The sequence below is a fragment of the Burkholderia sp. FW306-1C-G01B genome (assembly GCF_058781685.1).
Map to the genome: position 1 here is coordinate 80,390 of NZ_JBYSWZ010000017.1, position 12,872 is coordinate 93,261.

The 12,872-nt window shown below is 68.0% G+C and carries 13 protein-coding genes and 2 pseudogenes; 10 read left to right on the top strand and 5 right to left on the bottom strand.

Annotated features, from left to right (window positions below; all coding sequences use genetic code 11):
- Nucleotides 1–75 precede the first annotated feature (75 nt).
- The 4 genes and pseudogenes from AC3WLY_RS28820 to AC3WLY_RS28835 all read left to right on the top strand — a co-directional run bounded on the left by AC3WLY_RS28820 (nt 76) and on the right by AC3WLY_RS28835 (nt 3,751).
- Complete coding sequence (locus tag AC3WLY_RS28820) at nt 76–1,077, top strand: Acg family FMN-binding oxidoreductase (RefSeq protein WP_492308867.1); 1,002 nt, start codon at nt 76–78, stop codon at nt 1,075–1,077.
- A 54-nt stretch (nt 1,078–1,131) separates the two neighbouring features.
- Nucleotides 1,132–1,416 (top strand): annotated as a pseudogene (locus tag AC3WLY_RS28825) (LOG family protein); the annotation flags it as partial.
- Nucleotides 1,417–1,564: 148 nt separating this feature from the next.
- Complete coding sequence (locus AC3WLY_RS28830) at nt 1,565–1,816, top strand: hypothetical protein (protein ID WP_175961586.1); 252 nt, start codon at nt 1,565–1,567, stop codon at nt 1,814–1,816.
- Between the two features lie 186 nt (nt 1,817–2,002).
- A complete protein-coding gene (locus AC3WLY_RS28835) occupies nt 2,003–3,751 on the top strand; it encodes a SulP family inorganic anion transporter (protein ID WP_492308866.1) in 1,749 nt (582 codons plus the stop codon).
- A 77-nt stretch (nt 3,752–3,828) separates the two neighbouring features.
- On the opposite strand, the gene AC3WLY_RS28840 is transcribed toward AC3WLY_RS28835, so the two are convergent.
- The 5 genes and pseudogenes from AC3WLY_RS28840 to AC3WLY_RS28860 form a co-directional block, all read right to left on the bottom strand.
- Nucleotides 3,829–4,068, bottom strand: coding sequence for a hypothetical protein (locus AC3WLY_RS28840; protein ID WP_425132264.1), 240 nt, complete (start codon nt 4,066–4,068; stop codon nt 3,829–3,831).
- A gap of 55 nt (nt 4,069–4,123) precedes the next feature.
- A complete protein-coding gene (locus tag AC3WLY_RS28845; protein ID WP_425132263.1) occupies nt 4,124–4,774 on the bottom strand; it encodes a BON domain-containing protein in 651 nt (216 codons plus the stop codon).
- A gap of 111 nt (nt 4,775–4,885) precedes the next feature.
- Complete coding sequence (locus AC3WLY_RS28850) at nt 4,886–5,320, bottom strand: Hsp20/alpha crystallin family protein (RefSeq protein WP_175961379.1); 435 nt, start codon at nt 5,318–5,320, stop codon at nt 4,886–4,888.
- A 182-nt stretch (nt 5,321–5,502) separates the two neighbouring features.
- Nucleotides 5,503–5,676, bottom strand: a pseudogene (locus tag AC3WLY_RS28855) (DUF1488 family protein); the annotation flags it as partial.
- A gap of 9 nt (nt 5,677–5,685) precedes the next feature.
- Nucleotides 5,686–6,159, bottom strand: coding sequence for a universal stress protein (locus AC3WLY_RS28860; protein WP_492308865.1), 474 nt, complete (start codon nt 6,157–6,159; stop codon nt 5,686–5,688).
- A 745-nt stretch (nt 6,160–6,904) separates the two neighbouring features.
- On the opposite strand from AC3WLY_RS28860, the gene AC3WLY_RS28865 reads away from it, so the two are divergent.
- The 6 genes from AC3WLY_RS28865 to AC3WLY_RS28890 all read left to right on the top strand — a co-directional run bounded on the left by AC3WLY_RS28865 (nt 6,905) and on the right by AC3WLY_RS28890 (nt 12,859).
- Entirely contained in the window at nt 6,905–7,780 is an 876-nt protein-coding gene (locus tag AC3WLY_RS28865; protein ID WP_175961380.1) for a lipid A biosynthesis lauroyl acyltransferase, read from the top strand.
- Between the two features lie 455 nt (nt 7,781–8,235).
- A complete protein-coding gene (locus AC3WLY_RS28870; RefSeq protein ID WP_175961381.1) occupies nt 8,236–9,378 on the top strand; it encodes an acyl-CoA dehydrogenase family protein in 1,143 nt (380 codons plus the stop codon).
- 49 nt (nt 9,379–9,427) lie between these two features.
- A complete protein-coding gene (locus AC3WLY_RS28875) occupies nt 9,428–10,330 on the top strand; it encodes an HpcH/HpaI aldolase/citrate lyase family protein (protein ID WP_492308864.1) in 903 nt (300 codons plus the stop codon).
- Nucleotides 10,331–10,338: 8 nt separating this feature from the next.
- Nucleotides 10,339–10,992: a pyridoxine/pyridoxamine 5'-phosphate oxidase gene (locus AC3WLY_RS28880; RefSeq protein ID WP_175961383.1), complete on the top strand. Its 654-nt coding sequence runs from the start codon at nt 10,339–10,341 to the stop codon at nt 10,990–10,992.
- A gap of 35 nt (nt 10,993–11,027) precedes the next feature.
- Nucleotides 11,028–12,221 carry a cystathionine beta-lyase gene (gene metC / locus AC3WLY_RS28885; RefSeq protein WP_492308908.1) on the top strand — a complete coding sequence of 398 codons (1,194 nt, stop codon included), beginning with the start codon at nt 11,028–11,030 and terminating at the stop codon, nt 12,219–12,221.
- The gene (locus AC3WLY_RS28890) at nt 12,215–12,859 is read left to right on the top strand and encodes a glutathione S-transferase family protein (RefSeq protein WP_175961384.1); all 645 of its coding nucleotides are present in this window, start codon (nt 12,215–12,217) and stop codon (nt 12,857–12,859) included. Before metC ends, AC3WLY_RS28890 begins: the two co-directional genes overlap by 7 nt.
- Nucleotides 12,860–12,872 lie beyond the last annotated feature (13 nt).

Sequence of the window (12,872 nt, forward strand, 5' to 3'; positions counted from 1 at the left end):
GTCAACGGCCGCCGGCCGGTTGCTGACAGGATGAAATGGCGTTCCGCCGCTGGCCGGCTCCCTGGAGATTGCCGAATGACATCCGTTACCCCCGTTGCTGCAAGCCCCCGTCTCGACGATCGACTGCGGTCGCTGCTGGGCTACGCGGTGCTGGCGCCGTCGAGCCACAATTCCCAGCCGTGGCGGTTCATCGTCGACGGCGCGACGATCGCGGTCTGCGCGGACCGGGTTCGCGCGCTGCCCGTGGTCGATCCGTTCGATCGCGAACTGATCATCAGTTGCGGCGCGGCGCTGCTCAACCTGCGCGTCGCGCTCGATCATGCCGGGATCGCGCATACGATCAGCGCGTTCCCGTCCGACGTCGATCCCGACGTCCTGGCACTCGTGCGCGTGTGCGACGACGGCTACACCGATGCGGAGCTGGGTACGCTGTTCGCCGCGATCCCCGAGCGCGTCACGACGCGCGCCCCGTTCGAATCCGAACCCGTTCCGGACGCGCTCCAGCACGAGCTGATCGCGGCGGGCGCCGCGGAAGGCGCGGACGTGGCCTGTGCCGACTCGATCGCGCGGCGCGCGCGGGTGGCCGAGGTGATCGCCGACGCGGATCGCCAGCAGTTTGCCGACCCGCGGTTCCGGCGCGAACTGGCGAGCTGGATCGATCCGCGCCGGCGCGTCGACGGCATGCCCGCATTCGCGGCCGGCGTGCCGGCGCTGCTGGATTTCGCGGCGCCGCTCGTGACGACCGCGGTGCGCACGTTCGATCTCGGCAACGGCCTGGCCGCGCTGCACCACCAGCTCGTCGGTGCGTCGCCGCTGATCGTCTGCATCGCGACGGCTCGCGACGATCGCGAGGCCTGGCTCGCCGCCGGGCAAGCGCTCGAGCGCATGCTGCTCGTCGCGACGCGTGCGGGCTACACGGCGTCGTACCTGAACCAGCCGATCGAGACGGCCGGACTGCGCGCGCAGCTGTGCGACATGCTCGCGCTTCGCGGGCATCCGCAACTGCTGCTGCGCATCGGGCGCGGCCCGCATGTGCCGCATTCGCCGCGCCGACCGCTCGACGAAGTGATTTCCTGATCGCGCGCTGCGCCAGCTTTCGTCCTGACGAGGAAAAAAACCATGAACGTCACGCGCGAATTCGGGCGCATCGTCGGCCGGGCCGACCGGCGCACCCGCACGGCAAGGCTCGCCGTGATCACCGGCGGCGGCCCGGACATCATGGAGGCCGCCAATCGAGGCGCCTACGAAAACGGTGCACCGAGCATCGGCTTGAACATCGAACTTCCGCGCGAACAGGCACCCAATCCCTATCTCACGCCGGCTTTGTGCTTCCGCTTTCACTATTTCGCGATCCGCAAGCTGCATCTGCTCGAACGCGCGAAAGCCGCCGTGTTCTTCCCGGGCGGGTACGGCACTGTAGGAATCGGCCGATTTCGTCTGCCCGTTTCCTACACGCGGTTCGGGGCTGCCTGATTGAATCCTGCGGGAGCGGAAACGATACTGGATGCACGACGACCGCTTGTACCGCACATCGATTCCCGGCCGTTCGCCCAGGAGAGCCGTCATGCCACATGCGATGTCTTGTTTCGAACCGGGCAGCCGGGCAGCCGGCCGCACCGGCACCTCCAGGTCCGCTGCGCAAGGATGCACGGTACCCGATACGCAGACGCTCCTCGCACTTGCGCGCGAAGCCGGCATGATGGTCATGCTCGATGCCCGGATCGGGCGCGAACGCTACGAAAGCGTGACGGGATCGCTTGCGTCGCTGGCCCGTTTTGCCCAGGCGCTGCAGCTTTCGGCGCTCCAGGCTGCGTGATGTCGAGCGCCGCCGTGTCGCGACGCCGGTATCCGGTCAGGCGGCCGCGCTCCCGTCATCCGGCGCAATGGCGCTTCCCGCTCTTGCGTTTCGCGCGCCTGTTACGGCCCGGCGGCATCCCGTCGAATGCACGCTTGCCGGAGCAAGCCATGTCCGTCGCCCCGGCTTTTTCGTGACGAAACCGCGATGAACCGGCCTCTTTCCGGACGCATCGCACGCATGCTCCCGGGAATCGCGCTGCTCGCGGACTACCGGCGTGCGTGGCTCTCGCGCGACCTGTATGCGGGCTTGGCGCTCTCCGCAGTGCTGGTTCCGGTCGGCATGAGCTACGCGCAAGCGGCCGGCCTGCCCGCCGTCACCGGGCTCTACGCATCGATCGCCGCGTTGCTCGCCTATGCGGTGCTCGGCCCGAGCCGGATCCTCGTCCTGGGCCCGGATTCCGCGCTGGCCGCGTTGATCGCAGCGGCCATCGCACCGCTCGCCGACCATGATCCGCAGCGGGCCGTCGCGCTGTCCGGCGCGCTGGCACTATCGGCCGGAACGATCTGCATCCTGCTCGGTGCGCTCCGCCTCGGGTTCGTCACCGATCTGCTGTCGCGCCCGATCCAGTACGGTTACCTGAACGGCATCGCCATCGCGCTTGCAGTCGGCAGGCTGCCAGAGCTGTTCGGCATGTCCGTGCCGGGTAACGACGTGTTCTCCGGCCTGTCGCACGTCGTGCGGGCTCTCGTCGAGCATCGGTTTTCCATCGATGCGTGTGTGCTGGGCGTGGGCGTTCTGGCGGCGATTGCGGCCATGAAACGCATGACGCCCCGTTGGCCCGGCGTGTTGATCGCCGTGCTGGCGGCGACCCTGGCCGCACGCGTATTGCCGTTGCACGGGGTCGCGACGGTCGGCGCGTTGCCCGCCGGCGCGCCCACGCCCCATCTTCCGGCCGTGTCGCTCGCCGACGTGACCGCGCTCGCGTCCGGCGCGGCCGCCGTGGCACTGGTGTCGTTCGCCGACATCAGCATGTTGTCGCGCGCCCTTTCCGCTCGTGCGGGCGACACGCCGGACCGCAACCAGGAACTGGTCGCATTGGGGGCGGCCAATCTGCTGGCCGGCATGATGCAGGGCTGCGCGGTCAGCAGCAGCGCGTCGCGTACGCCCGTCGCGATTGCCGCGGGCGCGCAAAGCCAGGTCACGAATCTCGTCGCGGCGGCCTGCATCGTGTTGCTGCTCATTGTCGCGCCGGCGCTGCTGACGCTCGTCCCGCGTGCGGCGCTGGCTGCCGTGGTGATTTACGCCGCGTTCGGCATCGCCGACGTCCGCGGCGTGGTACGACTGTATCGAATGCGCCGCGGCGAATGCCTGATTTCGGTGCTGTGCCTTGCGGGCGTCGTCGGCATGGGTGTCGTACCGGGTGTCCTGCTCGCGAGCGCGCTGTCGCTGCTGTCGTTCGTCTGGCGGGCCTGGCATCCGTACGATGCGGTGCTTGGCCGGCTGGCGGGCGTTCGCGGTTATCACGACATTGCGCGACATCCGGACGCCGTGCAAACACCCGGGCTCGTGCTGTTCCGCTGGGATGCCCCGCTCTTCTATGCCAATGTCGAGATTTTCTGCGAGCATCTGCACGCTGCGCTCACGCAAGCGGCGGGCCCGGTCGATCGAGTCGTCGTCGCGGCAGAACCCGTCACCGATATCGATGTCAGCGCGGCGGACCGGCTCGTGGCGCTTCGCGAGGAGCTCGGCGAGCAAGGCATCGCGCTGAATTTCGCGGAAATGAAGGGCCCGGTGAAGGATCGCCTGCGCGCTTACGGCTTGTTCGACGTATTCGGATCGGCCAGCTTCTTTCCGACCGTGACCGACGCGGTCGCGCATCATGTCCAGCGGCAAGGCGAACCCGTCGCGCGTCCGTCGTCACCGGGTTCCGCACGAGATCCAGCGGACGAGTAGTCACACGAATGGCGCGTGTCGTCTTGCGTGACCCGGAGAATCATCGTCGATGCGACACGCCCGAGACAGCCGGCGATTCAGACCGTGAACGTGTTCGATTTCCTCATCTCGACCCACGTCATCCCGGCTCGCAGCCCTTCGACCGCGGCCTCGCGCTCGGTGGCGTGGGCCCTGTTATGCGCGAACGTGTGTTCGCATGCGGCATCCGGCGACGTGAGCGTCACATGGATCCTGCAACGATAGCCGCCCGTTTCGGCGGCGATCGTCTCGATCGCCACCGACCAGTCCGTGTCATGTACCTCGCCTGACACTGTCATCTGAATCCCCTCCTTCATCCGTGCGGACGCCGTATCCGGCCGCCACTGGCCGGGTTCACTCGACGACCAGGTCGTCGACGACGGCACGCACGCCTCGTGCGGACCACGCGGCACCGCGCACGGCCTTGCGTTCGGAGAACGAGCCGACCTTGCCGGAGAGCCGCACGGTGCCGTCGCGCACCTCGATCGCGATGTGCTTCGCCTCGCGTTCCGCGTGACGCATGATCGCGCGCTTGATGTTGCTGCCGATGTCGGCCGATCCGATCGCCCCCTGCACGCCGATGTGGTCGGTCACGCCGGTCACGCTGCGCATCTGCGAGATCGCGCGCACGGCCAGATGGCTCTGGTATGCCCAGTCGACCTTGCCGGACAGCGTGATCCAGCCGTGCTCGACCTGCACCTTGAGCGCATCGTCGTTCAGCCCGACCGTCCAGTGCAGGACCGACCGCACGGCGTTGGCGATGTCCTCGTCGGTGCGGACGTCGTCGTTCGGCAGATGCACGGTCATGTCGACGACGAGCGCCTTGACGCCGGCCACGCGGTTCGCCGCGCGCTCGATCGCCAGTTTCTCCGCGTAGCTTGGCGGGTGACCCGAAATCGTCACGATCCGGTCGGCTACCTCGACACCGATGCGGGTCGCGTCGATCGCCGGGTCCGACTCCAGTTCATCCTGAACGTCCTGCTTCAATTGCTTGTCGGTTTTCATCGCGTGCACTCCTGTGAGCCGCGGCGCGCCTGTCCGCCGCATGCAGCCAGATTTGCACATGCGCGGCGCCGGCTCGCTGATGCAGGTCAACGGATATCTCGCGCCGCCGGATCACCCGATCGTCAGTTTCTTCTGTCCGGCCGGCGTCTTCTTCGGCAGCGTCAGCGACAGCACGCCGTCCTGATACGCCGCCGTCGCGTTCGCGTCGTCGATCTCGCCGGGCAGCGAGAACGAGCGGCTGATCGCGCCGCTGTAGCGCTCGCGCCGGATCACGCGCTCGCCTTCCTTCTGCTCGTTGTTGCGTTCGATCTTTGCGCTGATCGATACGGTCCGGCCCGTCACCTGGACATCGATGTCGTCCTTCGCGACGCCGGGCAATTCCGCGTTGACCTTGTAGGCGTTGTCGCTTTCCGTGACGTCGATCTTCATCGACGCGAGATCGGGTTCGTCCGTCAGCGTCATGCCTCGCAACGGCCTGAACAGCCCCTGAAACAGGTCGGAGACGGGATCGATCGAAAACGGATCGTAGCGAGTCAGGTTGCTCATGATATGTACTCCTCGAACGGTTGAATCGACCCGGCGCGTTCGTCCTGACGGTGCCGGACCGGAATGCGGGACGCGTCGCTGCGACATACGCCTGTCGCGCGGAGAACGAACCGTCCTGTCAGGAATCCAGCGTAGACGGGCGGGCCGGCTGCGGCTTGATACGCGTCAACGGCGCGAGCCGGTTACGTGCAGAACCGGAAAAATCCGCTGTGGAGCAGGATCGGCCGGCCGCCGAGTTCCTCGAGCATGCGGCGTGCCGCGCTTTCGATGGCGGGACGATTGCACGAGAACGCGGCCACGAGATCCGGCTCCCGAGGCGACGCGGCGACGAAATGATCTTCCAGTGCCGCGGCCGTGAAGTTGCGCTATCCGGCCGCAACGGCTGCACGCGTCGCGTCGTCGCCGCGCACGAGCAGTACCGGGCAACTCGACGTGCGCAGGAAGCGTTCCGCGACACTGCCGAGCATCGCGCGCCGGATGCCGCGCCGGCCATGCGTGCCGAGTACGGCCAGATCGATCGCATGTTCGGCGACATAGCGCTGCAGGCGTTCCGCAACATCCTGACCGAGGTCCGTTTCGACGATTTCCGTATCGCCGTTCACCCCGGCGTGCGCGATCGTCCGCTCGACGTCTCGCAGCACCGCTACACCGTCATGTCTGACCTCCTCGATCAATGCATTCGGGTCGAGTCGTCCGGCGTAGCCGAGAAAAATGGATTTGTCGACGACGAAAACGGCAAACAGACGGGCCTGGTGCAGGCGGGCCATCTTCAGGCCTTCGTCAAGTGCTTGTCCGGACGAAGCACTACCGTCTACGGCGACCATGATATTCGTGTACATACGGACCTCGCGGGATGGACAGGCGTGCATGCGACGTTTGGACTTTTCTCCATCATCGGCGCGCGACGGGATCGGACGTTGACCGAAATCAACGGTGCGAAAACCGACAAAATGGATTGAGGTTCGCGAAACGATGCAGGGCTACCAAACGAGATGCGGCACCCCGCGGGGATCGGCCTTGATGAAGGCAGGTTGGCGATAGCCGGCGAGGCAGGCCGTGAGTTTCAGGAGGAACCGACCCGCTTTCGCGAACGCCCTTCGACATCGGTTTCCCGCGTTGCGGATCATGCGGATGGATGCGGCCCGACTCGACATGACGGGCGACTTCTTCGGCGGGGAGCACGCACGTGTTATCGTGAGCGTATTGCCACATCGTCGCGATGCCGGTCGAACCGGCCGCCGCGATCGTTCCCTGCGCCTTCGCGCGCCACCTGGCTGCCGGTGACGCGCTCCATCGATTCACGTATGTGCCGCGCTGCCCGAACCCGGCGCGCTATCTGGAGGCCATGCGCATCCGCGCCGTCCGAGTCGGCATCGCGTGGATGAACTTTCCGCCCGCCATCATGTATCGCTTCGAACGTCGGATCGAAGCGGTCGGCCATCATCGGTCTGGCGCGCGGCCGCCGTCAGACGCGGTCGCGCAAGCACCTGCCTTGCACGGTCTCGACACAACCCGATTTCCCCGTACCCCATCACTCGACTCGAGCGGCGCCGGGCAGTCATCAGACGGAAGTCCATCATCATCATGAACGCTCTCGGGTATTGGCTGCTGTTCGGCCTCCTACGGTTCCTGTCCATTCTTCCGTACTCGCTGGTCGCGAGAACCGGCAGCGGCATCGGCGCTGCGCTCTACCGGATCCCGAGCCGACGCAAGCACGTGGTGCATGTCAACCTGCAACTCTGCTTTCCGCTGAAGACCGACGAGGAGCGCGACGTGCTCGCGCGTGCCCATTTCGAACATGTCGTCCGGAGCTACCTGGAGCGCGGATTCCAGTGGTTCGGCAGCGCACGGTCGCTCAATCGCCTGGTCGAGCTGGACAGCCGCATCGATCTCCACGATCCGGATGCGCCGCCGACGATCTTCATGGGTTTTCACTTCGTCGGCATCGAGGTGGGCTGCATGCTCTATTCGTCGTCGCTGCCCGTGGCGGCACTCTATACGCGCATGTCGAACCGTCGCGTATGCGATCTCGCCAAACGTCAGCGCGGGCGCTTCGGCGCCGAGATGATCGAACGCAGTGCGAGCGCGAAACACCTCGTCAGACTTCTGCGTGCGGGCACCCCGGTGATGCTCGCCGCGGACATGGATCACGGCACGACGGGTTCGGTGTTTGCGCCGCTGTTCGGCGTGCAGGCCTGCACGTTGACGTCGGTATCGCGGCTGGCGAAGCTGAGCGGCGCGCGGGTCGTACCGTTCGTGACCGAAGTGCTGCCGGAATTCCGCGGCTACAAGCTGACCATCTTCGAGCCGCTCGACAGCTATCCGACCGGCAGCGAGTCGTTCGACGCGCGCACGATGAATTCCTTTCTCGAAGAGCAGATCCTTCGATTTCCCGAGCAGTACTACTGGGTGCACCGACGGTTCAAGCATCGTCCGACAGGCGAGCCAGGCGTCTATTGACGGCTGCATGAGCGGCAGAACCCGGCGCTGACGCACAGATGCGAATTTGAATGTTATTTGTCGTGCCATGACGAGCCGACTTCTCTCTGCCCTGCGACCGGGGCGGTAAATCCGGCGGCAGCGGCTGCCATGCCCCGCTGTTCTTGCCGACCAGCGCCGAGGCCTGCCGATCGATGCAGCGCCGTTGATCGCCTGCGGCACGACCACCGCGGCAATCCGAAACGCGATGCCTCCATGACGTCGGCTTGCGAAATGCGCGCGCCGGGAACCCACGGGGCCGCATCCGCGACACCGCGGTCGATCTTCGACGGCGTGCTGAGCACGCACCCGGCGCGACGCAAGCGCCCGGCAACTACCACTACTGCCAGTACCCCTGCTGTCCGTGCCCCCGTAATCTTGTCGACATCGCTGGCGCGCCGTCGAAGGCCGCGCCGCTTCGACCGGAGACACGACAGATGCCATTTGACTGGACGCAGGAACAGCATGCGACGCTCGCGCGTTTTCGCGGGATCGGCGCGGAGATCGCCGCTGCCGCGGAGCACGACGGCAGCGTGCCTGCCGGCTTCGACGCAGCCGGCTGGGCGCGGCTCGGGCAGGAAGGACTGTGGGACATGATCGTGCCGGAGACGTATGGCGGCGACGGTCACGGCTGGTGGCACTTTTCCGCGGCGCTCGAGGGGCTTGCGTCGGCGATCCGCCGCCCGGCGCTGCTGCTGTCGGTGATCGCGCAGGCCGGCATGGTGCGCGCGCTCGAACGATACGGCACGGCGCCGCAGCAGGACCGCTATTTCGGCGCGATCCTGCGCGGCGAGCTGAGCGCGACCGCGATTGCCGAACCGGGCACCGGCACCGACGTGCGCAGCATTGCGACGAAGCTGGTCGAGCACGGCGACGGCTACCGGCTGACCGGCAGCAAATTCAATATCGCGCATGCGCCGCTCGCACGCTTCATCCTTGTCGTCACGCGCATCGATACGCCCGGCCGGCGCAATACCGCGCTCGTGATCGTCGATCGCGACCAGCCGGGCATGACCGTCGCCGCGCCCGACCGCAAGCTCGGCCTCGACGATCTGCCCACCGGCGCGCTGCATTTCGACGACTGCCCGATCGCGCGCAGCCAGTTGCTGGGCGAGCCCGGTGCGGGGCTCGGCAACCTGATCGACATCATTTCGCTCGGCCGCCTCTACTACGGCCTCGTTGCCGCGCAGGTGACGACGCCGTATTTGCGCGACGCGATCGGCTATTGCCGCGACCGGCGCAGCTTCGACAGCACGATCGACGCGCATCAGTACGTGCAGGGCCGTCTCGTGGACCTGCAGATCGGCATCGAGCGCGGCACGTGGCTCGCGCGCGGCGCGCTCGCGCAGCTGCTGACGGATCACCCGCACGCGTTGATGACCTGCTCGATCGCGAAGCTGGTCGGCGCGCAGGATCTCGTCGACGGCGCGCTCGGCCTCGTGCGGCTGTACGGCAGCCTCGGCTATCAGGCCGGGCCGGTGGCCGCGTTCGCGTCGGATGCGCTCGGCTTCATGAGCGTCGGCGGGACCGAGGAAATGCATCGCAAGAACATCTTCAACCAGATGATGCGCGCCGGCTGAACGCCCGCGCCATCGATACGCGTAACACGCGCCCTACAGGAAACCACGCATGACACCGACGAACCGACGCCCTTCCCGCCTGCGCCGCTCCTGGCTGTTTCTCGCCGGCGCCGATCACGATGCGCTCGTTGACGGCGCCGCGAGCGGCGCTGACGTCCTGATCCAGGAACTCGAAACCTTTACGCCGCCCGACCGGCGTCCGGCCGCGCGCGAGCTCAGCGAGCGCGTGCTCGCGGGCTGGCGCGACGCCGGCATACTGGCGTCCGTGCGCGTGAACCTGCTCGACGCGGGCGGGATCGACGACCTGCGCGCCGCGATGCGCGGCCGCCCGGACATCGTGATGATGTCGTATGTCGCGACGCCCGAGCAGGTCGTCGCGCTCGACGAAGCCGTGACGCGTTTCGAGCGCGAATACGACATCGCGCCCGGTTCGACGGAACTGGTGCCGAACGTCGAGACGACGCTCGGCCTCGTGAACACGATGGCGATCGCGCGTTCGAGCCCGCGCGTGACGGCCGTGCTCGTCGCGACCGAGGACATGGTGGCCGACATGGGCGCCGAGCGCACGCGCGCGGGCCGCGAGCTCGACTATGTGCGCTCGCGTTTTCGCGTCGAATGCGCGGCGGTCGGCGTCACGGCGATCGACTGCCCGTACAGCTATGCCGACAACGAAGGCGCGGAGCTCGACATGCGCGTGTCGCGCGGCCTGGGTTACCAGGCGAAAGCGATCGTCAACGCGCAGTTCGTGCCGGTCGTCAATCGCGTGCTCACGCCGACGGCCGACGAAGTCGCCCTCGCCCGCCGCGTGATCGACGCGTTCGACACCGCGCGGCGCGAATCCGGCGGCCGCCGCGTCGCCGCGGCCGTCGTCGACGGTTTCCTCGCGGAAGTCCCCGACTATCTCGCCGCGCATCGGCTGATCGCCCGCGCGACCCGATTCGGCATCGCATGAGCCACGCCATGGATACGATCGCAACGCGCCTGAAGGCGCTGAAAACACTCGCGCACGCGGCGCCGCACGTGCCCGCCCAGGATTGGCCCGACACGCCGCACGCGCAGTTCGAGCGCTGGCTCGACGAGGCCGTCGCCGCCGGAGCACTCGAACCTCAGGTGATGACGCTGTCGACGGTCCGCCCGGACGGACGGCCCGATGCGCGCTCCGTCGTGCTGCTGAACGTCGACGCGCGCGGCTGGCATTTCGCGGCGAGCACGCGCAGCCCCAAGGGGCGCCAGCTCGAAAATCGGCCGTACGCCGCGCTGACGTTCTATTGGCCGGCGATCGCGAGCCAGGTCCGGCTGAGCGGCCCGGTCGAACGGCTGCCGGCCGCCGAAGGCCGCGCCGATTTCGCGGGCCGCCCCGAGCGGTCGCGCGCGAGCATCCTGGCCGGACGGCAAAGCGAACGGCTCGACGATCCCGCCGACCTGACGCGCGCGATCGACGCGCAGCTCGCGCGGCTGGCTGCCGATCCGGCCCTCGTGTCTGACGACTGGCACCTGTACGCGCTGGCGCCGGACGAAGCCGAATTCTGGCGCGCGGACAGCGCGCGGCGCTTCGCGCGGCAGGCCTACCGTCGCGCCGGTCAACGCTGGGAACGGTGCGCGCTATGGCCGTGAAGTCCGCCGAGCACGCATCGCAGCCGCGCGACGGCATGCACGACCGACTGCACGAAGACACGCGGCTCGCGCACGCGGGCCGCGACAGCGCCGCGTGGCACGGTTTCGTCAATCCGCCCGTCTACCATGCGTCGACCGTGCTCAGCCCGACGGTGGCGGATCTGCTGAACCGCACGCAGCCGTATATCTACGGCCGCCGCGGCACACCGACGACGGACGCGCTCGAACGCGCGGTGACGAGCCTCGAGGGCGGCGCCGGCGCGGTGCTGTGTCCGTCGGGGTTGTCCGCGTGCACGCTTGCGCTGCTGTCCTGCCTGAAACCCGGCGACCACCTGCTGATGACCGCATCGGTCTACGGCCCGGTGCGTCATGCGTGCGAAGGCGTGCTCGCGCGGCTCGGCGTCGAGACGACCTGGTACGACGCCGGCACGCCCGTCGCAGCCGCATTCCGCGCGAACACGCGGGCGCTGTACGTCGAAGTTCCGGGTTCCTATACGTTCGACATGCACGATATCCCCGCGCTTGTCCGGCTCGCGCATGCGCACGGCGCGCTGGTGATCGCGGACAACAGCTGGGCCACGCCGCTCTTCTTCCGGCCGCATGCATTCGGCATCGACCTGTCGATCCAGGCCGGCACCAAGTACCTGGTCGGGCATTCGGATGCGATGCTCGGCACGGTATCGGCCAACGAGCGCGCGTGGCCCGCGCTGAAGCAACTGCACGGCGATCTCGGACTGTGCGCGGGCCCCGACGACGTCTACCTCGCGCTGCGCGGGTTGCGCACGCTCGGCGTGCGGCTGCGGCAGCACCAGCGCAACGCGCTCGCGGTCGCGAGCTGGCTTGCGTCGCGCGCCGAGGTGCAGCGCGTGCTGTATCCGGCGCTGCCCGGCGACGACGGCCACACGCTGTGGCGCCGCGATTTCGGCGGCGCATCGGGGCTGTTCTCGATCGTGCTGCGGCCTGCGCCTCGGCACGCGATCGAAGCGTTTCTCGACCACCTGACGCTGTTCGGGCTCGGTTACTCGTGGGGCGGCTACGAGAGCCTCGCGCTGCCGTTCGAGTTGGGCGCGCACGGCCTCGCGGAGCGCTGGCCGCCCGGCAGCCGCGGCGTGCGCCTGCACATCGGGCTCGAGGATGCCGACGACCTGATCGCCGATCTCGCCGCCGGTCTCGACCGCTACGCGGCGTGCGCGGATGCCGGTGCCTGCGGGGATGCCGCGCGATGCTGACCGTCTGGGGCCGCCGCACGTCGTTCAACGTGCAGAAGGTGTTATGGCTCATCGGCGAGCTGGGATTGCCGTACCGGCACATCCCGGCCGGCGGCGAGCACGGCTCGCTGCAGACGCCCGCGTTCGCGGCGCTGAACCCGACCTGCCGGATCCCGGTGATCGACTGGGACGGCGACGTCGTCTGGGAGTCGCACACGATCCTGCGTTATCTCGCCGCGCGCGTGCCGAACAATCCGTTCTGGTGCCGCGACACGTTCGCCCGTTCGCGCGCGGAGCGCTGGATGGACTGGTCGCAGACCTCGCTCGAGCCCGACGTGATGACCGGATTGTTCTGGGCGCTGGTGCGCACGCCGGCCGAGCGGCGCGACGACGCGATCGTGCGCGACAAGGCCGCACGCAGCGCCACGCACTACCGGCTGCTCGACCGGCTGTTGTCGACGCAACCTTTTCTGGGCGGCGCGACGCCGGGCCTGGCCGACATTCCGGCCGGCGCGACGCTGTTCCGCTATTTCTCGCTCGACGTCGAGCGGCCGCCGTTGCCGCACGTCGAGGCCTGGTACGCCCGCCTGTGCCGACGGCCCGCCTATCGCGAACAGGTGATGGTGTCGTTCGACGCGCTGCGCGGCCAGCCGGGCTGACTTCCTACCCAAT